The organism is Ruegeria sp. BHSA191 (assembly GCF_059613325.1).
In genome coordinates this window covers 109,445-132,298 of sequence record NZ_JBXWSH010000003.1, presented here as the reverse complement: position 1 = coordinate 132,298, position 22,854 = coordinate 109,445, and the positions used below count along the sequence as shown (strand labels likewise).

The 22,854-nt window shown below is 60.7% G+C and carries 17 protein-coding genes and 1 tRNA gene; 7 read left to right on the top strand and 11 right to left on the bottom strand.

Annotation, left to right across the window (positions count from 1 at the left end; all coding sequences use genetic code 11):
- Positions 1–7 precede the first annotated feature (7 nt).
- Positions 8–844, bottom strand: a complete 837-nt coding sequence (locus tag AC2FNS_RS04330) for a glycosyltransferase family 25 protein (RefSeq protein ID WP_496712316.1) — start codon at positions 842–844, stop codon at positions 8–10.
- A 196-nt stretch (positions 845–1,040) separates the two neighbouring features.
- On the opposite strand from AC2FNS_RS04330, the gene AC2FNS_RS04325 reads away from it, so the two are divergent.
- Entirely contained in the window at positions 1,041–1,667 is a 627-nt protein-coding gene (locus tag AC2FNS_RS04325) for a competence protein CoiA family protein (protein ID WP_496727568.1), read from the top strand.
- A 324-nt stretch (positions 1,668–1,991) separates the two neighbouring features.
- Positions 1,992–2,402 carry a topoisomerase DNA-binding C4 zinc finger domain-containing protein gene (locus tag AC2FNS_RS04320; RefSeq protein ID WP_496712318.1) on the top strand — a complete coding sequence of 137 codons (411 nt, stop codon included), beginning with the start codon at positions 1,992–1,994 and terminating at the stop codon, positions 2,400–2,402.
- Between the two features lie 390 nt (positions 2,403–2,792).
- Here the strand turns inward: AC2FNS_RS04320 and AC2FNS_RS04315 are convergent.
- From AC2FNS_RS04315 to pyrH, 10 genes are all read right to left on the bottom strand, one after another.
- A tRNA-Ser gene (locus AC2FNS_RS04315) sits at positions 2,793–2,882 on the bottom strand.
- A 140-nt stretch (positions 2,883–3,022) separates the two neighbouring features.
- Positions 3,023–5,452, bottom strand: a complete 2,430-nt coding sequence (locus AC2FNS_RS04310; RefSeq protein ID WP_496797425.1) for a DUF3772 domain-containing protein — start codon at positions 5,450–5,452, stop codon at positions 3,023–3,025.
- Positions 5,452–6,486: a cysteine synthase A gene (locus tag AC2FNS_RS04305; RefSeq protein ID WP_496687167.1), complete on the bottom strand. Its 1,035-nt coding sequence runs from the start codon at positions 6,484–6,486 to the stop codon at positions 5,452–5,454. Before AC2FNS_RS04305 ends, AC2FNS_RS04310 begins: the two co-directional genes overlap by 1 nt.
- Positions 6,487–6,555: 69 nt before the next feature.
- The gene (locus tag AC2FNS_RS04300) at positions 6,556–7,671 is read right to left on the bottom strand and encodes an NUDIX domain-containing protein (protein ID WP_496712319.1); all 1,116 of its coding nucleotides are present in this window, start codon (positions 7,669–7,671) and stop codon (positions 6,556–6,558) included.
- A gap of 24 nt (positions 7,672–7,695) precedes the next feature.
- Positions 7,696–8,082, bottom strand: coding sequence for a TrgA family protein (locus AC2FNS_RS04295; RefSeq protein WP_496680919.1), 387 nt, complete (start codon positions 8,080–8,082; stop codon positions 7,696–7,698).
- A 70-nt stretch (positions 8,083–8,152) separates the two neighbouring features.
- Positions 8,153–9,361, bottom strand: a complete 1,209-nt coding sequence (locus tag AC2FNS_RS04290) for a class I SAM-dependent methyltransferase (protein ID WP_496712321.1) — start codon at positions 9,359–9,361, stop codon at positions 8,153–8,155.
- A gap of 69 nt (positions 9,362–9,430) precedes the next feature.
- On the bottom strand, positions 9,431–10,855 hold the full coding sequence (locus AC2FNS_RS04285) for a cryptochrome/photolyase family protein (protein ID WP_496797426.1): 1,425 nt from the start codon (positions 10,853–10,855) through the stop codon (positions 9,431–9,433).
- Positions 10,856–10,900: 45 nt separating this feature from the next.
- Positions 10,901–12,127, bottom strand: a complete 1,227-nt coding sequence (locus AC2FNS_RS04280) for an aminotransferase class V-fold PLP-dependent enzyme (protein ID WP_496712324.1) — start codon at positions 12,125–12,127, stop codon at positions 10,901–10,903.
- Positions 12,128–12,387: 260 nt separating this feature from the next.
- On the bottom strand, positions 12,388–13,974 hold the full coding sequence (locus AC2FNS_RS04275; RefSeq protein ID WP_496712326.1) for a BCCT family transporter: 1,587 nt from the start codon (positions 13,972–13,974) through the stop codon (positions 12,388–12,390).
- Positions 13,975–14,180: 206 nt separating this feature from the next.
- Positions 14,181–14,933 (bottom strand): UMP kinase, encoded by a 753-nt coding sequence (pyrH, locus tag AC2FNS_RS04270; protein WP_496712328.1) that lies wholly within the window; start codon positions 14,931–14,933, stop codon positions 14,181–14,183.
- 83 nt (positions 14,934–15,016) lie between these two features.
- Here pyrH and miaA point away from each other — a divergent pair, with 83 nt between their 5' ends.
- From miaA to AC2FNS_RS04245, 5 genes are all read left to right on the top strand, one after another.
- Positions 15,017–15,925, top strand: a complete 909-nt coding sequence (gene miaA, locus AC2FNS_RS04265) for a tRNA (adenosine(37)-N6)-dimethylallyltransferase MiaA (protein ID WP_496712329.1) — start codon at positions 15,017–15,019, stop codon at positions 15,923–15,925.
- A gap of 350 nt (positions 15,926–16,275) precedes the next feature.
- Positions 16,276–17,946 carry an ABC transporter substrate-binding protein gene (locus tag AC2FNS_RS04260; protein ID WP_496680849.1) on the top strand — a complete coding sequence of 557 codons (1,671 nt, stop codon included), beginning with the start codon at positions 16,276–16,278 and terminating at the stop codon, positions 17,944–17,946.
- Between the two features lie 137 nt (positions 17,947–18,083).
- Positions 18,084–19,130, top strand: coding sequence for an ABC transporter permease (locus AC2FNS_RS04255; protein ID WP_496680852.1), 1,047 nt, complete (start codon positions 18,084–18,086; stop codon positions 19,128–19,130).
- A 13-nt stretch (positions 19,131–19,143) separates the two neighbouring features.
- Positions 19,144–20,607 (top strand): ABC transporter permease, encoded by a 1,464-nt coding sequence (locus AC2FNS_RS04250; protein WP_496680855.1) that lies wholly within the window; start codon positions 19,144–19,146, stop codon positions 20,605–20,607.
- 94 nt (positions 20,608–20,701) lie between these two features.
- Positions 20,702–22,789, top strand: coding sequence for a dipeptide ABC transporter ATP-binding protein (locus AC2FNS_RS04245; protein WP_496712330.1), 2,088 nt, complete (start codon positions 20,702–20,704; stop codon positions 22,787–22,789).
- The last annotated feature ends 65 nt before the right edge of the window (positions 22,790–22,854 follow it).

The following is a 22,854-nucleotide window of genomic DNA, read 5'->3' as shown; positions in this document are numbered from 1 at the left end:
TAAGAGTTCAGACATCAAGATCGTCCGCGCACGGAACCAGACCGACATAGCCGCCCCGTTTCAAAAGCCGGGACTGTCCGCCTGCCCGCCAGTACAGCTTGCGGCCCGCAGCCTTCAGCTCGCGCGCCACCCGGAACCAGGTCGGCCCCTTGTCCAGCCCGCTGTTGATGCGAACGTCCTGCTCGCGTTCGCTAGTCTTGATGACGGTCTGAGTGTCCAACTGCGACTGAACCGCCTGGACACACACGGCTGGAAAACATTGATACATGGCCCAATCCGGGCGCGGAATGGTCAGAAAGTCATCCAGATGGTCCGAGTATTCTTCGGACCATTCCAGCAGTTTGCGGCATCCTTGCTGCGACACGACATATGCCGCCGCACTGGCAACCATCTCCAATATCTCGCGCACCGCCACGCCACCAATTTCTCTGCTGGGGCCGAAACGGCGCACGCGCGGCCAATAGTCGAGCTTGACGTAGTCGAATTTGTCGGCGTTCTGGACCAGAGATTGAAGGACATCGGCCGTCACATCGGACAGTTGGACATCATCCTCAAATGCGACCACGGCCGGCAGCCCTCTGTCGGCTCCGATTTGCCATATCCTTCGGTGGCTTTCGAAGCACCCGATCTCACTCAGCTTGAGCCCCCACCGGCTGCCGCTGCCGGGCACATAGCGCGCGGAATTCAGCGCCCCCGGCTGGCTGGCATCAGTCGCGCTGAGACGGTGCGCCCCGGCCAACCCGGCTCGCGCGAACTCGGCCTCCATGAAGGCACGGCGTTCCGGTACGCGATCAAGGTTGATGTAATAGATGCTGTCGGCCACCGAGTGGTCAGGCGTATGCACTGGGGTTCCCTTCCTGCTGGACGTACGACCTAGCCCTTAACGTCAATACCTGCCGCTCGTCCAGCGTTCAGGGGTTTGCTTGCAGAAGGCAATATCGCTCCGTTTTCTGCCCAGCACCTTGGCAAAAGCTTGGAATTCAGGAGTTTGCATACTTACAATGGAAGTAGTTCAGCTACACCTCAACAGGGGCTAACCATTGTCCGCAACTCACGAAAATCGTCCGGGATGGGGTATACGCGAAACGGATGGTCGTTTGGTTCATGTCAGCGACGTTCGGAACGGCTCGGATTGCGGATGTCTATGCCCTGCTTGCAAGTCACCCCTGATCGCGCGTCAGGGCAAGCATCGGGTATGGCACTTCGCCCATGCATCAAACGTGAACTGCGAGAGTGCCGGCGCAACTGCACTACATTTAGCCGCAAAACAAGCCCTAAAAGACCTGAAGGGGAAAATTCTCATTCCGGAAGAAATCATTCGCAAGGCAGGCTGGCCCGCCCCAAACGAGTTGGCAAACGGGCCCATCGCGAAACTGAACGAACTAATGACGCATTCCTTTCCTGAACGTATTGCATCGGAGTCCAATGTCCGCGTCGAGCCACAAGACTGGGTACACCAGGGGTTTCGGCCTGATGCGGTTCTGGAGTTGAACGGCGTCCAGTTGTTCATTGAAATTCGTGTCACGCATGAGGTCGATCAACCGAAACGGGAACGAATGCGAAGAATGGGAATTGGCGCCATAGAGATTGACCTCTCGGACGCAGATCGCCACGTCTCACCAAATGTACTAACACGGCTAATAAAGTTACTGGCACCACGCAAGTAGCTGGTCACTGGGCGGACGGAGACTCGGGAGAGATGGGAAAAAGAATTCACGAAGAGATTGAGAGCTGAAGCCTCACGGCTCAACGACATGGTTCCGCGTAAATTGACTCCTAAATTCTACGTCAATGCCTGTCCGCGGAGAAACGAACCAGACTTTGAATCTGTTTATGTCTACAAGTGTTTAGATTGCAAATATTGTGGAGGGCAAATTCCCGACTTCGTGGATACACCACTTTGGAACATGCTTGATGACCGGCTACGGCATTCGGCATAAGCCTCAGTTCTATGTTCTCACAGAGGCAACTCCAGCAATATTCCAACAGAGATGCAAAAGGAATACGTTCGCCAACTCGCACACAACGATTTGGAGCGGGGAGGAGGCCTGACCAAATGTCTTCCCAATGGTTCGGAAAAAGACAAGAAGTTTTGCTCAGATTTCATTTCCGCGCATCCTGACTGCAAAAAGTGTGGTAGGAAGATGGCTCTACGGAAGAACAAAAAAGAACAACTCTTCTGGGGGTGCAGTTTATATCCGCAGTGCAGGGGAATATTCCCATTCGATTCGAACACACCATTGGCGTCGATCGTAAAGTCGCACGAGCAAAAACGACGCGCTGCACTCCGGGAACATGAGAAAATCTGTGCTGAGAAGCCGATTCTGCGAAGACCTCCAGCTGACGATACTTCGCTATCGCATAGAGCGATGCCTTCTTCTCCCCGGCCCGTGAAACGGTAGCAAAATGGATTTCTCAAATTTACAACAGCGGCCTGCGACGCAATCTGACATTCAAGCGTCACGCAAAAACCTCTAGGTTCGGCTCAGAACAGGCATTCCGTGCCAACGCCCCCTTGGGTATCAACGCTATTGACCGAGTTTGCCAAATGTTGCTTTGTCCGCAGACTATTAGTTAGGCGGGTCTTGTCGCAGCATCGAGACCCCACTTCGGGGGTCGGCTCAGGGCCGGAAAATCTAGAGTCGTACTGTCCGGCAAGGGAATGTATTGGCAGCCAAGCTTTGTCTTTACACAACTTGGCATGGCCTGCTTTCGGGGGTGGGGGAATTGGGGGACGAATAGAAATTAGCCCGCCAATATCACAATAATATCAGATGGATGAAGAGAAATAGTGGCGGAGAGACAGGGATTCGAACCCTGGAGACGGTTTCCCGCCTACACACTTTCCAGGCGTGCGCCTTCGACCACTCGGCCACCTCTCCGTGCCGAGGATATTTGGACCAATGAATCAGGATTTGCAAGGCCCGATTGAACGCAAATCACATGCATCTCAGCCGGACGTAAATTTCCGACGTTGTTGATGAACAACCCAACCCATTCTTTGGGCCCGGACACCGAGCCTTCAGGTTTTGACGTCTCCCTCGGACTTGTGGGCACCGTCTGACAATCCATCCGGCGAAGCCTTTCCTTGACTCGGCTCGCACTCGACTTCGGGCGCATTGACACCAGCCCCAGGCGCTCCGACCAATGTCTCGGGATTGCGCAACCAGACATCCCGTTGGGCAAAGGGAATTTCGATCCCCTCCTCGGCGAATCTGCGATTGATTTCGTGGTTCATTTCGGACTTGACCGCCACCACCCAATTCACATCGCGGATGATCGCGCGGATCTCGAAATCAAGCGAGTCTGCCCCGAACCCAACAAAGTAGATGTTGGGCGTCGGGTGCGACAGGACCATCGGATGCTGGTTTGCCACCTCGCGCAGGATCTTCTCCACCTTGGCGGTATCCGTGCCATAGGCCACTCCGACCGGAACGATGACCCGCCCGATGGTGTTGCCGCGGGTATAGTTCGTGACCACCCCGCTGATCAGGTCCGAGTTGGGGATGATGACATCGGTCCGATCAAAGGTCTCGATCCGGGTCGAGCGGACCGAAATATCGCGGACGTATCCGGTCATGCCGTTCACGTCGATCCAGTCGCCCTGCGAGATCGGGCGCTCGATCAACAGAATGATCCCGGAAACGAAGTTCGACACGATGGTCTGCAGGCCGAAACCGATACCGACCGACAACGCCCCGGCCACGATCGCCAACGAAGACATGTCAAAGCCTGCGACCACAATGGCGACCAACGCCGCCACGAAGATACCGACATAGCCCGTTCCGGCCACGACAGCGGCCTGCCCTCCAGCGTCGAGCCCGGTCTTCGGCAGAAGCGATCCGCGCAACGTGCCTTGCAAGAGGCGGGTCAGCATGTAGCCGATCACGAAGACGGCCACGAAAGTCAGGAAATTGGACGGCGAGATTGTCACGCCACCAATGTCGAAGCCCAGCATGATCCGCGACCAGACCTCGATCAGGTCGGTCTCCCGCGCGCCCCAGTACAGCGCAAGGACTGGCAGCGCCAGAACAGCAAGAACGAACCCGACTAGAACCGAGAACAGCGAGTCGCTCGCCCCGTCCTGCTGGCCGGTCAGCCAGCCATATAGCGATGTCACGAAACGCTGGAAGATCACCAGGGCCGCAATCAGAATAAGCGTCTTGACCGCCGGGAAGACAACCGCAACGGCCGCGTTGGTATAACCCAGCGCAGCAAGCAATGGTCCGGTGGCCCCCAACAAAAACATGAGACGCCGAAGAAGCTCGACGATCTGCGCAAATCCCCGGCCCCGCTCCGAAGTCTGTTCTTCGGAATCTCGACCATCACCGCCACCACGGATATGCCGAGCTCGCAATAATAGCAGACCGGTAATCAGAATGATGGGAAAGTTAACCACCGCGCGGGTCGCGTCGGAGATGTTTTCGATCCTACCGAACAACTGCGCCAGTTCGTGCAAAATCAGCATCACGGCTAACAGGTCGATGTAAAGCCGCAGTTTAGCAACCTTGCCTTCCGGCAGGGCCAAGGCACCATCGGCCTCGCTCATCGAAAGTATCTGACGTCCGATCCAGTCGTAGAACAGAATGATCGCGGCCCAATAGGGAACTTCCTGGATCAGCAAAGCGCCGCGAAACCCCGGAACGCCGGTCATCGACACGGCCTGAATGAGAAAAACGACCCCCATCCACGGGAAGATGATCCGAAACAGCGAAACGATGAAGGTCCACACGCCACGCCCCGCACCGCCAAAGCGCCGCAGATAATCGCCGGCCCTCTCTGACCAGCGACGCCCAAACAGCAGCAGTACCAGCGCCAAAATGACCAGCGTCAGGATGGCCGGAGCATCATTGCGCATTCTTTCACGAACGACTGCTGACCGAAGGTTCGCCTTGGTTTCGTTGACCAGGCTGTGCCCGGCCTCGCTGACCGCCTCCCAGGCAGGTACCCAGTACGCGGGATTGAGCGGCGACGGCCCACGCGTCAAAAGCTGCGTACGCTGCCGCTCTCGAATGATCGCGTCAATTTCGCTGATCAATCCATTGGCGCGACTGAAAGCTTCCTCGCTGATGATCCGCGGGATCTTCAGCTTGTTGATCTGACTTTCCAAGTGGGACCGCAGCTGTGCTATCTGCTCTGGTTCCTCCGAGCCATCCTCGGGCGCCGGCCCAAGCGCATTAAGCTGTGCTTCGAGTGTTTTCAAACGATCGGTGTTTGCCGTCCGTGCCTTATTGAAGTCCTCCCTGTAAGCATTTATTTCTGCTCTCAAATTTTCGAATGCGGCATTCGAAGCACGGCGCGCCTCAATGACGTTTTCAGCGCGCTCGGCTGTGCTAAGCCATTTCTTGTAATACTCGCTCTGCGTGTCACTCAGCTGGGCAGATGCACCGCCGACCAGACTCAGCACAAGCACAAAGGCAAGTGCCAGCAGATGTTGCAGGTGCCTGACCATCAGACGTCTTCGAACACGCCGGGGATGCTGCGGGGCGCCTCGGTCATCCACTCGGGGACGGGCAGCTCTTTTTCCCGCAGGAATTCGGGGTTGAACAGTTTGGACTGATAGCGCGTGCCATAGTCGCACAAGACCGTGACGATCGTGTGCCCAGGCCCCATTTCGCGGGCCAGCCGGACCGCGCCGGCGATGTTGATCGCAGTCGAGCCGCCCATCACCAACCCCTCTTCGCGAAGCAGGTTGAACACATAGGGCAGCGCCTCGGTATCGCTGATCTGGTAGGCATGGTCCGGCTTGAACCCTTCCAGATTCTTGGTGATGCGCACCTGCCCGATCCCTTCCGCGATCGAACTGCCCTCCATCGCGATTTCGCCGGTCGTGTAATAGGAATACAGCCCCGCGCCCAGCGGATCGGCCAACCCGATGGTCACGCCCTTGGGCTGCAGCGCCTCGGCCACGCCGGCCAGCGTTCCGCCCGAGCCCACAGCACAGATGAACCCGTCGACCTTGCCTTCGGTCTGCTCCCAGATCTCGGGGCCGGTGGTTTCCACATGGGCCTGACGGTTGGCTACGTTGTCGAACTGGTTGGCCCAGATCGCGCCATTGGGTTCGGTCTTGGCCAGTTTCTCTGCCAGGCGGCGCGAATAGTGGACAAAGTTGTTGGGGTTCCGGTACGGAGCAGCCGGCACCTGAACCAGTTGCGCGCCGGCAAGGCGCAACATGTCCTTTTTTTCTTCCGACTGTGTTTCGGGGATCACGATCACCGTCTTGAACCCCATCGACGCCCCCACCAACGCCAGCCCGATCCCGGTGTTTCCGGCCGTGCCTTCGACGATGGTTCCCCCCGGTTTCAGCTCGCCACGGGCGATGGCATCGCGAATGATGTACAGCGCGGCCCGGTCCTTGACCGACTGACCGGGATTCATGAACTCGGCCTTGCCCAGAATTTCACATCCGGTTTCCTCGCTGACCCGGCGGAGGCGGATCAACGGGGTTTTTCCAACTGCGTCGGCAAGATCTCGTGCTATGCGCATGTCGCCCTCATGTCATTTGGCATCATTGCAGGCATACAGGTGCCCGGCTCCGACGACAAGCGGCGATACTCAGTCGCGCAACCGATCCCGATGGCGCGCCAGCCAATGCGCCACCACCAACAACGGCATGTCCTTGAAGCCGTGGCGGTCGACCTGGCCGATGAACGCGTCATATGGCAGGATCCGGCTGCGGATGTCCTCGCCCTCGGCCGTCACACCGCCATTGGCCGCCGGATCGGTCAGATCGCACAGGCCGACATACAGATGGACGAATTCGGTCGACGACCCGGTCGAGGAATAGGCCCCGCCGGCGTATTCCAGCCGATACGGCGACACCCCCGCCTCCTCCACCGTTTCCCGCAGCGCCGTCTGTTCAGGCGTCTCACCGGGGTCGATCATGCCGGCCACCGGTTCCCAGACCCATGGCTCGGGGTCGTCGATCAGATAGACGGGCGGGCGGAACTGTTCGACCAGCAGAACGCAGTCGCGGACCGGATCATATGGCAGGACGACCACGGCACCGCCCTGCATCAAGGCGCTGCGGTTCAGAACCGGCCCCATCGTGCCGTCATGGCGGCGATGCTGAAGGTCGATCTCGTCGACACCGAAATAGTTGACGTAGGCCCGGTGGTGCCGGTGAACGATCACGTCCTTGCGAATGTCGCGCGGATCTCCGGTACGGCGTTTTCGGGCCGCAAGCCGGGCCCAGGCCCGGGTTCGGATGGCCGGAAAGCTTTCGGCGATGTCGACGGCATCGATCCGGCCGTACCAGCTCATGACCTCGTCAGCGGCCAGCAGGGTCATGGGTCCCCATCGGGCAATCCACTGGTCCAGCGACCATGGCGCACCCGGTGTCCACCGGCCGGCGTCAGGAAAGAACACCTGGGCCGGCACCAGCGTGCCATCGTCGCACTGCACCTTGCAATCGCGCAGATCGAACTCAAACCCGCCCTCGTAGAAGGCCAGCCGGTCCAAGTCCAACGCCTGCAGACCTTGCACAAGCAGCCCCTCGGACGCTTGTCCAGCTTCGGGCACGATCATCGGAAAGGGCTGCCCTTCTGCGCAACGCACGGCGTGGTCGCTCAGGCGGGCCGGCCGAACCGCCAGCGCATCCCCGGACCGGCCCAGCACACGTTCGAGCAGCGGCAAGTGGCGCAGCGTGCCGTAGAAAAACAGATCTGTCATGTTGTCAGGACCTTCAACCAGAGCTCAGTTCCACCGACGCGACGCTTCTTCGGTGAACAGCCCCGACAGGATGGCCCCGAAGGCCAGGGTTGCAATGATTTCCGGATAGATCAGCTCTTGCCCGAACTCGACACCCAGCTGGAAAATCGCAAGCAGCGCTTCGAACGGGCCGTCATACCGGTGGCGCATCGCCAGACGAAACATCTCGTAGGTGCCTTGCACGAAAAGCCCCCAGAAAACCAGCGAAACCACCCCGGTCAGCCCGTTGTTGATCGCGGCCGTCCACCCGTGACCGGCGCGCTTGCCCATGATCACCCAGCCGCACAGAAACCCGAGTATGACGTTGACATAGGTGAAATAGCCATAATCCTTGCCCTCCTCTCCGTTGTCCATGATCATTCCGGATACCAGAAAGGCCACGACCACAAGGCAGATCGCGGCAACCAGGCGTGAGGCGGTGGGCATGTGTCTTTTCCGTGCTTTAGTTCGGTTTTGCTATGGTGATCTGTGTCACATCGCAATTGCCGGTGTCAAAGGCCGCGCCGCAGGCCGTCAAATAATAATTCCACATGCGGCGGAAACGCTCATCAAAGCCCATGGCCGCGATCTGGTCCCATTTTTCGTTGAACGTGTCGTACCAACGGCGCAGCGTCAGGTCATAGCTCGGCCCGAATTCCTTCGATCGCACAACCTGCAGGCCCGCCTGAGCGATCTGCGCGCGCAGAACCGTCGGCGACGGCAGCATGCCGCCCGGAAAGATATATTTCTGGATGAAATCCACACCGTTCTTGTAAACCTCCCAGCGCCGGTCGGCGACAGTGATGATCTGCAAGGTCGCCTGAGCTCCCGGCTTCAGCCGCTCGCGCACGGTTTCAAAATAGACGGGCCAATATTTCTGCCCGACGGCCTCGAACATCTCGATCGAGGCAATGCCGTCGTATTGCCCACGTTCGTCGCGATAGTCCTGCAGCTTGAGCTCGACCCGGTCTGACAACCCCGCTTTTTCAATCCGTTGACGTGCGTACTTTAACTGCTCCTGACTGATCGTTAACCCCGTCACGCGCAGGCCGCGCTGCTTTGCGGCGTATTCAGCGAACCCGCCCCAGCCGCATCCGATCTCAAGCACATGGTCCCCTGGCTTTACACCCATCTCATCGACCATGCTGGCATATTTCGCGATCTGCGCCTTTTCTAGGCTTTCCTGCCCGGTCTCGAACAGGGCGCTGGAATAGGTCATCGTTTCGTCCAGCCAAGCGGCATAGAAATCATTGCCCAGATCATAATGGTACGAAATATTCTTGCGGGCCTGTTTCCGGTGATTGCGCTGCAGCCAGAACCGCAGCTTCTCATAGGCCTGCACCAGAAACTTACCGGTGAAATCGTCGTAGACCGTCTCGGTGCCCAAATGCACCAGATCCATGAAGGAGCGCAGATCGGGCGTGCTCCACCCGCCTTCCAAGTAGGCGTCGGAAAAGCCAAGCTCGCCTTCTCGGATCAGGCGCGCGAACACGTCGGGGTCATGAATGTCCACTCGCGCAACCGGTCCGGGTTTGGCGCCTTCGCTGCGAAACACGCGCCCGTCGGGCAAGCTGATATCCAGCCGGCCGGACTCCATCTTTCCGAGCATCTTGAAGACTTGGGCAAAATATCTGGGCAGGTTTTTCTGCCCCTCGGTGGTGGTCAAGATCATCCGCGCTCCCCTTTGCGGTATTCGGGTCAGGCTAGGTCGCGAAAGCGTTTCTGGCAAGTTTTCAGTTCCTTACTGGTTTTTTTGGCCTTCATACGCGGCCAACGCGCGTTCGCGGCCGACCTTCAGATCGACGACCGGCCGCGGATAGGCGTCGTTGGGACTCAGGTTCCACGACCGGGGAATGGCTTCGAAATATGACAGGGCGGTCTCCGGCGGGGCGCTCTGACCCTCGGCCACCCAACGCCGCACATAGGCGCCTTTTGGGTCGAACTTCTCGGCCTGGGACTGCGGGTTGAAAATACGGAAGAAGGGCGCGGCGTCCGGCCCTGAACCCGCCACCCATTGCCAGCCCATCGCGTTCGAGGCGGCATCCCAATCGACCAGGCAGTCGGCAAACCAGTCCATCCCGATTTTCCAATGCGTCATCAGGTGCTTGGTCAGATAACTTGCCACAATCATCCGCGCCCGGTTGTGCATCCGCCCTGTCACATACATCTCGCGCAGCCCGGCATCGACGATCGGTATGCCCGTGCGCGCAGTCATCCAGGCCCGAACCTCGGGCGTCTCGATGTCCTCGTTCCAGGGAAAGCCGTCCCATTCCGGTCTCCAGTTCCGCGTCAGCAGATGCGGCGTGTGGTACATCAGGTGATAGGCGAACTCGCGCCAGACCAGTTGCCGCAGAAAGGCGTCAGCGCCGGTCGAGCCGATCAGGGCCGCGCCCTTCACCCTGTGCCAGACCGTTCGGGGGCCGATTTCGCCCAGCGCAAGGTATTCGGACAGGTGCGATGTTCCGTCATCCGCCAAAGCGTCGCGCTGCGCCGGATAAGCGTCCAGCCGCTCCATGAAGGCGTCAAGCCGCGCCTCGGCGGCTGTCTCTCCGGCCTGTACATGCTGCCCGACGATCCCGGCGCCCCGCCGCATGGCGTGCCCGAGGCCCCAATCGTCCAGCTGTTCGGACGCGGGCCAGTCTGACGGCGCAGCCAGCCGCTCGGGGGCCGGATCCGGCGAGGGGACGTCCCGCTGCGCCACCCCGCGCCACATCGGTGTGAATACCCGAAAGGGCTTCCCGGTCTTGGTGGCCACTGTCCACGGCTCGAACAGAAGGTGCCCCGGAAAGGATTTTGCGGTCAGGCCCAATTCCGTCAGCGCCGATTTGATACCCGTGTCCCGCGCGATCGCGTCCGGGTCATAGGCCCGAGACCAATAGACCTCGCGCGCGCCCGTCTCGCCAATGAGAGCCTTCAGCGCGTCCAGTGGGGCCCCGCTGCGCAGGACAAGCTTGCTGCCCTTGTGTTCAAGGTTTCGCGCCAAGGCCGCCAGCCCCTGACCCAGCCGCCATTTGGGCGCCGCCCCTAGGCCCGCCACCAGTGAATCGCGAATGAACACCGGTATGATCGGCCGCCCAGACCGTACCGCGGCGCTTAGCGCCGGATGGTCCGACAGGCGCAGATCCTGCCGGAACCAGATGAGAATAGGTGACTGTTTGCTGTCCATGCTCGCCCTGTTTTTCCTTGTCTACGCTGCAACGAGCGTAGCGGATCACAAAACGCGATCAAACGCTTGAAGCAATTGGTCAATCTCGTCGCGCGAGGTGTAGTGGGTGAAGCTGACGCGCAGAACGCCCTGCCCCAGATCGACCCCCAGCGCGGTCAGAGGCCGCACCGCGTAGAAATCTCCGCCGCCCGCCATGATGCCGTGTTGCGCCAGTTCGGCGGCGACCTCCTCGGCGTTGCGGTTCAGCGCCAGCGCCACGGTCGGCGCGCGCTGTTCCGCCTTGTCCGGGCCGATCAGGCGCACCGCGTTTCGGTCCTTGACCGCATCCAGCACCGGTTGCAATAGCGCAATTTCATGCGCACGCATCAGGTCATGCACGAACTGGCCGCGTTCGCCCGCGCCCGAAGCCGGGCCACCATGATGGTCGCACAGCAGATCGACATAATCCGCCATGCCTGCGCTGGCGGCCACCTGCGCATGATCCGGCCCAGCCGGGGTGAACCGCTTGTACAAAACGTCACCATTGAAGTAGTGGGCCTGGTTGGGCAGCAGCTCGCCCAGCGCGCGCCGGATCACCATGCAACCCTGGTGCGGTCCATAGGTCTTGTAGGCCGAGAACAGATAGATATCCGGCCCCAACTCGCCCACGTTGGGGAACCCGTGCGGGGCATAGGAAACGCCGTCGACACACACGAAGGCCCCGGCGGCGTGGGCGATGGCGGTGATCTCGGTCACCGGGTTGATCTCGGCCACCACGTTCGAGCAATGCGGAAAACAGACCAGCCGCACCTTGTCGTCCAGCAGGTTTTCCAGATCGGCCGGGTTCAGCGCGCCGGTCTCGGGGTCGATCTGCCATTCACGGATCTCGATCCCGTCCTCGGCCAGACGCCGCCAGGGGCCGGAATTGGCCTCGTGATCCTGGTTGGTGACCACGATTGCCTCGCCCGGCTTCATCCATTGCCGAAACGCCTGCGCCAGCACATAAGTGTTTTGCGTGGTCGAAGGACCAAAGCTGAGCTCGTCAGTGTCAACGCCCAACAGGGCCGCCATGCGCATACGCGCCTCGTCCATCTCCTCGCCCGCCAGACGGCTGGCCTCATACGGGGCATAGGGCTGCACCTTGCGCTGGGTGTAGAACCGCGTCAGCCGGTCCAGCACCGGCTTGCAGGTATAGGACCCGCCCGCATTCTCGAAAAAAGCCTGTCCCTGCAGGCTCGGCTCGGCAAAGGCCGGAAACTGCGCCCGCACGAAATCGATATCCAGAGTGCCCATCACACTGTCCTTCCCTTGTCATGCACGATGGTTCCAGAGGTCTGCCCGCGCATGACACCGGACATCTCCGACAACATGGCAGGTCTTCCAGCCAGCCACGGGCGGCCGCGGCAGTTCGAATGCGCACACCGAACGGCGACAGTTAGCCTTGGCCAGTCACACGGGTCAAGGTGTGTGTCCCCGTGGCGGCCACACGCGACCGACACTAAAAAAGGGCCCCGGATCGCCCGAGACCCTATCAGCTCAGACCATGAACCGCGTCACTTGCGGCGGCGTTCGTTCACCAGTCCGATGAAGATCGACACGCACATCAGAACCAGCACGATCGCAAAGGGGAACCCGGTTGCGATGGCCGCGGCCTGCAGGGCGCCCAATCCGCCGCCCAGCAGCAGAACGATTGCGATGGCGCCTTCCAGAACGCACCAGAACACGCGCTGCGCGGTCGGAGCGTCGGTCTTGCCGCCGGCGGTGATCGTGTCGATCACCAGCGAGCCGGAATCCGAACTGGTCACGAAGAACACGACCACCAGAACGATACCGACGAAAGACAGAAGGCCGGCCATCGGGAAGGCTTCGAACATCTTGAACATCTTCAGCTCCAGCGCCGCATCCGTCAGGGCCTGACCGCTGCCCGACATCACCTGATCCAGTGCCGCGCCGCCGAACACGCTCATCCACAGCGCACCGACAAGGGTCGGGATCAGGATCACGCAGGTCACGAATTCGCGGATGGTGCGCCCGCGCGAGATGCGTGCGATGAACATGCCCACGAAGGGCGACCACGAGATCCACCAGGCCCAATAGAAAGCCGTCCAGCCTTGCATGAAATTGGTGTCCTCACGCCCGATCCAGTTCGACAGCGCCGGCAGCGCTTCGACATAGGCAATCATGCTGTCGAAGAATCCCGTCAGGATGACCATCGTGGGACCCACGACCAAAACCAGCAACAGCAGAAGGGCGGCCAGGATCATGTTGGCCTCGGACAGGCGCTTGACCCCCTTGTCCAGACCCGCGACGACGGAAACCAGCGCAAAGGCGGTGATCAAGACGATCAGAAACACCTTCATCCCGTCGCTCACCGGAACGCCGAAAAGATAGTTCAGCCCCGCCAGCGCCTGCGTCGCCCCCAACCCCAGCGACGTCGCTAGCCCGAAAATCGTGGCAAACACCGCCAGAACGTCGATGACATGGCCCAGCGGACCCCAGGTCGCCTCGCCGAACAGCGGGTAGAAGACCGACCGCATTGTCAGGGGCAGCCCGCGGTTGAAGCTAAAGAAGGCCAGCGCCAGCGCGACGATCGCATATACGGCCCAGGGGTGCATCCCCCAGTGAAAGATCGTGGCGGCCATAGCCAGTTCACGCGATGCCTCAGGGTCGTTCAACGCGGCGCCCAGCGGCGCCCAGTCGGTGCGCGCGCCGTCCTCTCCCACGGCCATACCGCCCAGCGACGACCCGTAATGCGAGATCGGCTCGGCCACGCCCCAGAACACCAGCCCGATGCCCATGCCTGCGGCGAACAGCATCGAAAACCAGCCGGCATAGCTGTAATCGGGCCGTGCGTCCTGGCCACCCAGTCGGATCGACCCATAGGGCGTAACGATCAGCAGCAGCGAAAACACCACGAAGATGTTGGCCGCAACCATGAACACCCAGTCGAACCGGTTGGTCAGCGCGGGGCGCAACCAGCCGAAGAAATCGGCAGCCTGCTCGCGGAAAACCAACGAAAAGAAGACGAAGGCGATGATGGTCAGGCCAGACACGGCAAAAACCGGATTGTGAATATCCAGCCCCATGACCTGGATATTGTCCTGGCCGACCTCGTAGTCGGCATCTGAATTGTCGGACATTCTCTCTCCTCTCACTGTAATGCGCTTTTGATCAGGGAAAGATCGCTTTTTCGGTCAGCCGCCAGAGACTTTCCGGCGGGCAAAAGCGACACGCATACCGGTCACACCGAGCATTTTCAGCGGACCGGAAGGCGTTGGGTTACCTAACGTCCGAACCGAGTCGGGCGCCAGGCAAACTAATGTGGGCTGTTCGGTCGGACCTTTGGCTAGCCTTGAACCTTGGTATAGGTCCCCTCGCCTGCCAGAATTCCGCGGAACCCGCCGGGCTCGTCCAACCCGAATACGATCAGCGGCAGATTGTTGTCGCGCGCCAGAGCGATGGCCGAAGCATCCATGACCTTCAACCGCTTGGCCAGCACGTCGTCATAGGTGACCGAGTCATAGCGCACCGCGTCGGGATGCGCCTTGGGGTCCTTGTCATAGACGCCGTCGACGCCGTTCTTGCCCATGAAGATCGCCTCGCAGGCCATTTCGTTGGCGCGCAGCGTCGCTGCGGTATCGGTGGTGAAATACGGGTTGCCGGTGCCGGCGGCAAAGATGCAGACCCGTTTCTTTTCCAGGTGCCGCACCGCGCGGCGTCGGATGTAGGGTTCGCACACCTCGTCCATCCGAATGGCCGAGATCACCCGCGTGAACACACCCAGCCCCTCGAGCGCGGACTGCATCGCCAGCGCGTTCATCACAGTGGCCAGCATGCCCATGTAATCGGCCGTCGTCCGTTCCATCCCCTGGGCCGAGCCCGACAGGCCGCGAAAGATGTTGCCGCCGCCGATAACCATGCAGATCTCGACGCCCAGGTCATGAACCGACTTCACCTCTTGCGCGATCCGCTGCACGGTGGGCGGATGCAGGCCAAAGCCCTGGTCGCCCATCAACGCCTCGCCCGAGATCTTCAGCATCACGCGATTGTAGGTTGTCTTTGGGGTTTCTTCGGTTGTGGTGGCGGGAGAAAGGGTCATGTTGCGCTCCGGGGTGGCACGGGTTTGTTTTCCGGCGCAAAATGAAGCAAAACCCCCGCGGGTTCAATGCGGATGGTCGGACAATGGCGCAATCGGACAGGACAGGAAACGCAACGACCGCGATCGCGGACCGGCTCCCCCCCGTTCCCGAGGGTAAACCGGTTCTGATCGCGGGCCCCACGGCGTCGGGGAAATCGGCGCTGGCGCTGGCCGTGGCCGAAAGGTTCGGAGGGGTCATCGTCAATGCCGATGCCAGCCAGGTCTATGACTGCTGGCGGGTCATCTCGGCCCGCCCGTCGGCCGAAGAGGAAGCCCGGGCGCCGCACGCCCTTTATGGGCATGTGCCCTACGATGAAACCTATTCGGCCGGGCAATGGCTGCGCGAGGTTACCCCGTTGTTGTCGGGCGACCTGCGTCCGATCATCGTCGGCGGAACGGGGCTGTACTTCAAGACGCTGACCGAAGGCATGGCCGAAATTCCGCCGACCCCTGCCGCGATCCGCACGCAGGCTGACGCGATGCCCCTGCCCGACTTGCTGGCCGAGGTGGACCCGCGCACGCGCGCACGCCTCGACACCCACAATCGCGCGCGCGTGCAAAGGGCTTGGGAAGTCGAACGCGCCACCGGTCGCAGCCTGGCCGATTGGCAGGCCGAAACGCCGCCGCCGGTGCTTCGGCTGAATCAGGCCGTACCGATCGTGGTCGATGTCGATAAAGCCTGGCTGCTGGATCGGATCAACCGGCGGTTCGACCAGATGCTGGCCACCGGCGCCCTAGACGAGGTGGCGGCGATGCGGGACCGGTACGACCCGTCGCTTCCATCCTGCAAAGCAATCGGTGTTCCCGAACTGATGGCCTACGTGACGGGCGACCTCACACTGGACCAGGCCCGCGAGAAAGCGACGATTGCGACACGGCAATACGCTAAACGTCAGCGGACCTGGTGCCGGTCGCGCATGAAGGACTGGCATAAAGTCGACCTGAGCGACTGAGACAACCCGGCGCCGGCCCCTATCACCAGTCTATTTTCATTTCTTTTCATTGCCTTAAGCCGAATTATCACCCTTTGGCCCGCACTAAACAGAATCACCCGGGTGATTTTGGGTGTCACTCTTGGACTTGCCCGGCAGAGTGTGGCGGGGCAACCGGTGTCTTTGCTCTGAAATGTCGTTTTTGAACATCTGATGACGATTTCGAACATTGACCTTGATCGGATTCTGGTGCCGAATGTTCGCATGGGGATGATCTGCGCTCAGAAAAATTCACGGAAACGCCGCAAACGGCTCAGTACGAATGCGACGGTTTCCAGAAACGAAAAAACAAATCTCACAGGGAGACTTTCATGGAAATCAAGACATTGACCGGCGCACCGGTACACTGGGCGGCGGACATGCACGCCCGGGAATACCAGGAAGGCAAGCTGAGCCGCCGCGAGTTTCTGACGCGCACGACCAGCCTCGGCGTCACTGCTGCTGCAGCCTACGGCATGATCGGGCTGTCCGCCCCGGCCAAGGCGGCCGGTGAGGACGCCAAGCAGATGGGCGGCACGCTGCGCGTTCAGATGGAGGTGCGCGCCCTCAAGGATCCGCGCACCTATGACTGGTCGCAGATCGCGAATGTCACCCGCGGCACGTTGGAATACCTGGTCGAGTACAACTCGGACGGCACTTTCCGCGGCATGTTGCTGGAGGGCTGGGAAGTCAACGACGACGCCACCGAGTACACGCTGAAGGTCCGCAAGGGCGTCAAGTGGAACAACGGTGACGATTTCACTGCCGACGACGTCGCCCGCAACATCGCGCGCTGGTGTGACAAGAGCTCGGAAACCAACTCGATGGCCGGCCGTTTCGCCACGCTGATCGACGCAGATACCGGTCAGGCGATCGAAGGTGCGATCGAGGTGGTGGATTCGCACACCGTCAAGCTGAACTTGCCGAATTCGGACATCTCGCTGATCCCGGGCATGGCGGACTACCCGGCCGCAATCATCCACAGCTCGTTCAGCGAGACGGACCTGACCAACAACGTGGGCACCGGCCCCTACCTGATCGAGAGCCTCGAAGTCGGCGTAAAGGCCGTGCTGGTGCGCAACGAAAACCACACTTGGTGGGGCGAGGACGTGTTCGGCCGCCCAGCGCTGGACCGTATCGAGTATATCGACTACGGCACCGATCCGTCGGCCTGGCTGGCGGCGCTGGAATCCGACGAAGTCGACATGCTGTACGAATCGGTCGGTGAATTCATCGATGTGATGGACGGCCTCGGCTATGTCAAATCCGAGGTTGTCACGATGAACACCATCGTGATCCGCCCGAACCAGCTTGCGGAAGTGGACGGCAAGAAGGTCTATGCCGACAAACGTGTGCGTCAGGCGTTGCAGATGGCCGTGGACAACTCGGTCTGCCTCGAGCTTGGCTACGGTGGTCGCGGCTCGCCCGCGGAAAACCACCACGTTGGTCCGATCCACCCGGATTACTACGAACTGCCGCCGCAAAAAGTTGACCCGGAAGGCGCGCGCAAGCTGATGGAAGAGGCCGGCATGGCCGATTTCGAGCACGAGTTGATCTCGATCGACGACGACTGGCGCCGCAACACCACCGATGCGGTCGCAGCCCAGCTGCGCGACGCCGGCATCAAGGTCAAGCGGACTGTTCTGCCCGGCAACACCTTCTGGAACGACTGGGCGAAATACCCGTTCAGCTCGACCAACTGGAACCACCGTCCGCTTGGCGTGCAGATCTGGGCGCTGGCCTATCGCAGCGGAGAGGCCTGGAACGAATTCGGCTGGGCGAACCCCGAGTTCGACGCCCTGCTGACCGAGGCCCTGGCCATTGCCGATGCCGACAAGCGCCGCGAAATCGTGGCCAAGGGCGAAGCGATGATCCAGGAGGAAGGCGTTACCATCCAACCCTACTGGCGGTCGCTGTATCGCCACATGAAGGAAGGTCTGGTGGGTACCGACATGCATGTGTCGTTCGAACACCATCACTACAAATGGGGTTGGGCGGCCTGAGCCCGACCTGAACCCTGCTGGGGCGCCCGAATGCGGGCGCCCCTTTCCAGCCGCAGACACACCGACACGGGGTCGGAACGTCCGAGGCCAGGCAATGGTCCACTGATCTGCGGAAAACCCGAACAACAGGGGCCAACATGGGACTCTTCATCCTCCGACGATTGGGCGTGATGCTGCTGACGGCGCTGTGCCTGACCTTCGTGGTCTTCTTCCTCACGAACCTCTATCCGAACCTGGAAAAACTGGCCAAGACCCAGGGTAACCAGCGCATGTCGGACGAACAGGTCGTCTCATGGCTGGAAAATCGTGGCTATATGCAACCCACGCTGGTCAAGTACGGCCAGTGGCTTGGGGTGATCCCGGGATTCACGAACACTTTGGATGACGGGCAATTCGTGGGCACCTGCGCCCGCCCCGGATCGACCCCGGACACGACCCCCCGCTATTGCGGCGTTCTTCAGGGCGACTGGGGGTATTCGACCGTGTTCAAGGAAGAGGTGGGGACGATTGTCGCCAAACGCCTGGGCAACACCGGGTACCTGATGTTCTGGGTGCTGCTGCTGATGGTGCCAACCGCGCTGCTGGTGGGCGTTCTGGCCGGCATGCGCGAAGGGTCAGCGCTGGACCGGTCGCTGTCCACCTTCTCGATCATCACCACGGCCACGCCGGAATATGTTTCGGGCGTGATCTTCATCGCCATCTTCACCTCGTCCACCGTGGGTCTGAAATGGTTCAAGGGCACGGCCACGCAGGCCATGGACAACCCGACATTCGAGAATTTCTTTCTGCCGGTGCTGACCATCGCCCTGTACGGAATGGGGTATATCGCGCGGATGACCCGCGCCTCGATGACCGAGGTGATGACGGCGCAGTACATCCGCACCGCGCGGCTCAAGGGTGTATCCTTTTCCAACATCGTCCTGAAACACGCGCTGCGCAACGCGCTGATCGCGCCCTTCACGGTCATCATGCTGCAGTTCCCGTGGTTGCTGAACGGCGTCGTGATCGTCGAGACCCTGTTCAACTACAAGGGCTTTGGCTGGGCGCTGGTGCAGGCCGCGGGCAACAACGACATCCAGCTGCTGCTGGCGATCTCGGTCGTGTCGGTCTTCGTGGTTCTGGTGACGCAGCTGATCTCGGATATCGGCTATGTCTACCTCAACCCACGCATCCGCATTTCATAAAGGAGGATAGACCATGGAACCTCTGAGCTGGACTGGCTCTATCGCCTTTCTGAACCCGATCCTGACAATCGCTCTGGTTGCACTGGCCGTCTCGGTCCTGGCCTGGATCCTGGCCAGTATCGTGCTGCCTGAACCCCAGGTGACCGTGAACGCGGATGGCACCGTCAGTTCTGGTGGCGGGCTGCGCAGCCTGGTCGAAACCGCGCTGTGGTATTCCTTCCTGGCCAGCATCGCGACGGTCGTCGCTTATCTGCTGCTGGGCGTATTCCTGGGAACCGGAGCCGGCATCGTCGGCGCCGTCGCGCAGCAGTTCCTGCCGGTCTGGGTGTCGCTGATCATCCTGTTCGCGATGTCGGTCGCCTTCAAGCGGCGGCTGGGCCTGTATGGCAAGCTGTTCGACAGCCCGATCGGCATGATTGGCTTTGCCCTGGTCATGTTCTGGGTGTTCACCGGCATTTTCGGCGCGCTCGACCTGATCGTGACCCATGACCCGCTGGTGCAGTTGTCGGGGATGAAGAACAAGGTGCCCGGCACCCCCCTGCCCAACCCCGAGGAAGGGCAGTTCGCCTGGTACCTTCTGGGCGGCGACAACCTGGCCCGCGATGTGTTCAGCCGCATGGTCAAGGGCGCGTGGATCGTCGTGCAGATCGCGCCGCTGGCCACGATGTTCGCCTTCATGGTCGGCATCACGCTGGGCCTGCCGGCGGGGTACTATGGCGGACGCCTGGATACGTTCCTGTCGTTCCTCGCCAACCTGATCCTGGCCTTTCCGGTAATCCTGCTGTTCTATCTGCTGGTAACCCCGGAAATCGTGGCGACCGGCGTGCCGAACTATATGGCCGCTGTGCTGTTCATCTTTCCGATCTTGTTCATCGCGGTGCTCCTGAACTCGCGCTACTATACCCGCCCGAACTTTCGAACGCCTCTGCTGATCGGGGTGCTGGGGATCGCGATCTGGCTGTACCTGTCACTGATTTCGACCGGAGGCCACGTCATCAACACTGACGCCTACAGCATCTGGGGGTTGCCGACCTATCTGGATCTGTTCGACATTCCGGGCGGGATATTGGTCGTGTTCGTATCGGTTGTCTTCGTCAACTCGCCCACGGTGTTCCGCATCGTGCGCGGCCTGGCCATGGACATCAAAACGCGCGACTATGTGGCGGCCGCCCAGACGCGCGGCGAAGGTCCCTGGTACATCATGCTGTGGGAAATCCTGCCCAATGCGCGCGGGCCGCTGATCGTCGATTTCTGCCTGCGCATCGGCTATACGACCATCCTGTTGGGAACCCTGGGGTTCTTTGGGCTGGGCCTGCCGCCGGAAAGCCCGGATTGGGGGTCAACCATCAACGAAGGGCGCAAGCTGCTGTCGATCTATCTGCACCCGGCCCTGCCGCCGGCGTTGGCGCTGTTGTCGCTGGTTCTGGGCTTGAACCTGCTGGCGGACGGCCTGCGCGAGGAAAGCCTGAAGGACTGACGTGAACGCAGCCGGGGGGCCAGCCCCCCCCGGACCCCCCGGGATATTTTGAGCCAGATGAAGGGGAAACCGGACTTTGGCGAGGAGCGAAGAAATGAGCAAACTTGCAGATCATGACGGGCCAATCCTGGAAATCGAAAAACTGTCGATTTCATTCTTTACCCGCCTACGGGAAATTCCGGCCGTGATGGATTTTTCGGTTTCCGTGATGCCCGGCGAGGCGGTGGGGCTGGTCGGGGAATCCGGCTGCGGCAAGTCGACCGTTGCTCTGGGCGTGATGCAGGATCTAGGCAAGAACGGCCGTATCGTCGGAGGCACCATCAAGTTCAAGGGCCGCGATCTGAGCGAGATGAGTGCCGAGGAGTTGCGCGACATCCGCGGCAACGAGATTGCGATGATCTATCAGGAGCCGATGGCTTCGCTGAACCCGGCGATGAAGATCGGCAAGCAGCTGATGGAAGTACCGATGATCCACGAAGGGGTCAGCAAGGAAGAGGCCTATGCCCGCGCGCTGGAAGTGGTGACCGACGTGCGCCTGCCCGACCCCGAACGGATGCTGAACAGCTTTCCGCATCAATTGTCGGGGGGGCAGCAGCAGCGCATCGTGATCGCGATGGCGCTGATGTCGAAACCGGCACTGCTGATCCTCGACGAACCGACAACCGCGCTGGACGTGACCGTTGAGGCCGCCGTGGTGGAACTGGTCAAGGATCTTGGCAAGAAATACGGCACCTCGATGCTGTTCATTTCGCACAATCTGGGCCTGGTGCTGGAGACCTGCGACCGTTTGTGCGTGATGTATTCCGGCGAGGCGGTCGAACGGGGCTCGATCCATGACGTGTTCGACGAGATGCAGCACCCCTATACGCAGGCCTTGTTCCGCTCGATCCCCCTGCCCGGCGCGGACAAGAACGCGCGCCCGCTGGTCGCGATTCCGGGCAATTTCCCCTTGCCGCATGAACGTCCGCCGGGCTGTAATTTCGGACCGCGCTGCGACTATTTCGAAGAGGGGCGTTGTGACGCGCAAGACATCCCGATGTTCCCGGTGCCGGGGAATGACCGTCACCACACGCGCTGCCTCAAGTTCCAGGAGATCGACTGGAACGCCCCGGTTACCGTGGCGGAGCAGAAGGAAAAAGCGCCCATCGGTCAGACCGTTCTGAAGATCGACAACCTCAAGAAATATTATGAAGTCGCCGCAAATGCGCTGTTCGGTGGCGGCGAGAAGAAAGTGGTGAAGGCCAACGAGACCCTGAGTTTCGAGGCCCGCGAGTCTGAGACTCTGGCCATTGTGGGCGAGTCGGGCTGCGGCAAATCCACCTTTGCCAAGGTGCTGATGGGGCTGGAAACGGCGACAGACGGGCAAATCCTGCTGGACAACCGCAACATCGAAGATCTGCCGATCGAAGAGCGGGATACGAAAACCATCGGCGAAGTCCAGATGGTGTTCCAGAACCCCTTTGACACGCTGAACCCGTCGATGACGGTGGGGCGACAGATCATCCGCGCGCTGGAAATCTTCGGCGTCGGCAATTCCGAGGCCGAGCGCAAGCAACGGATGCTGGAGTTGCTGGATCTGGTGAAGCTGCCCCGGGCCTTTGCCGACCGGATGCCACGGCAACTGTCGGGTGGCCAGAAGCAAAGGGTTGGCATTGCGCGTGCCTTTGCCGGAGATGCGCGCATCGTCGTCGCAGACGAGCCGGTTTCGGCGCTGGATGTTTCGGTGCAGGCCGCGGTAACCGACCTGCTGATGGAAATCCAGCGCGAGCACAAGACGACACTGTTGTTCATCAGCCACGACCTGTCGATCGTCCGCTACCTCAGCGACCGCGTGATGGTGATGTATCTAGGCCATGTGGTCGAACTGGGCACCACTGATCAGGTGTTCTCGCCCCCCTATCACCCCTATACCGAGGCATTGCTGAGCGCGGTTCCGATCGCCGATACCTCGGTCGAGAAAGAGCACATCGTGCTCGAGGGGGATATTCCATCGGCGATGAACCCGCCGCGGGGATGTCCGTTTCAGACACGCTGCCGGTGGAAATCCGAAGTCCCCGGGGGCCTGTGCGAACAGCAGGTTCCGCCGGTCAAAACTTTGTCCGAGGGGCACCAGATCAAGTGCCATCTGGCCGAGGACATTCTTGCCAGAATGCAACCGGTCATCAAGATCGCTGCTGAATGACGTACGCGGTCTTCGACGGGTTGGAGCCGTCCACTGGACGGTCCAGAACAATTGCCACGACTGAT

What these genes read in the sequence shown, in the direction of transcription:
- AC2FNS_RS04320 (WP_496712318.1), top strand. Translation starts at nt 1,992, where the DNA reads ATGCAAAAGGAATACGTTCGCCAACTCGCACACAACGATTTGGAGCGG.
- AC2FNS_RS04310 (WP_496797425.1), bottom strand. Translation starts at nt 5,452, where the DNA reads ATGGTCAGGCACCTGCAACATCTGCTGGCACTTGCCTTTGTGCTTGTG.
- AC2FNS_RS04305 (WP_496687167.1), bottom strand. Translation starts at nt 6,486, where the DNA reads ATGCGCATAGCACGAGATCTTGCCGACGCAGTTGGAAAAACCCCGTTG.
- AC2FNS_RS04300 (WP_496712319.1), bottom strand. Translation starts at nt 7,671, where the DNA reads ATGACAGATCTGTTTTTCTACGGCACGCTGCGCCACTTGCCGCTGCTC.
- AC2FNS_RS04290 (WP_496712321.1), bottom strand. Translation starts at nt 9,361, where the DNA reads ATGATCTTGACCACCACCGAGGGGCAGAAAAACCTGCCCAGATATTTT.
- AC2FNS_RS04285 (WP_496797426.1), bottom strand. Translation starts at nt 10,855, where the DNA reads ATGGACAGCAAACAGTCACCTATTCTCATCTGGTTCCGGCAGGATCTG.
- AC2FNS_RS04280 (WP_496712324.1), bottom strand. Translation starts at nt 12,127, where the DNA reads ATGGGCACTCTGGATATCGATTTCGTGCGGGCGCAGTTTCCGGCCTTT.
- AC2FNS_RS04275 (WP_496712326.1), bottom strand. Translation starts at nt 13,974, where the DNA reads ATGTCCGACAATTCAGATGCCGACTACGAGGTCGGCCAGGACAATATC.
- pyrH (WP_496712328.1), bottom strand. Translation starts at nt 14,933, where the DNA reads ATGACCCTTTCTCCCGCCACCACAACCGAAGAAACCCCAAAGACAACC.
- miaA (WP_496712329.1), top strand. Translation starts at nt 15,017, where the DNA reads ATGGCGCAATCGGACAGGACAGGAAACGCAACGACCGCGATCGCGGAC.
- AC2FNS_RS04260 (WP_496680849.1), top strand. Translation starts at nt 16,276, where the DNA reads ATGGAAATCAAGACATTGACCGGCGCACCGGTACACTGGGCGGCGGAC.
- AC2FNS_RS04255 (WP_496680852.1), top strand. Translation starts at nt 18,084, where the DNA reads ATGGGACTCTTCATCCTCCGACGATTGGGCGTGATGCTGCTGACGGCG.
- AC2FNS_RS04250 (WP_496680855.1), top strand. Translation starts at nt 19,144, where the DNA reads ATGGAACCTCTGAGCTGGACTGGCTCTATCGCCTTTCTGAACCCGATC.
- AC2FNS_RS04245 (WP_496712330.1), top strand. Translation starts at nt 20,702, where the DNA reads ATGAGCAAACTTGCAGATCATGACGGGCCAATCCTGGAAATCGAAAAA.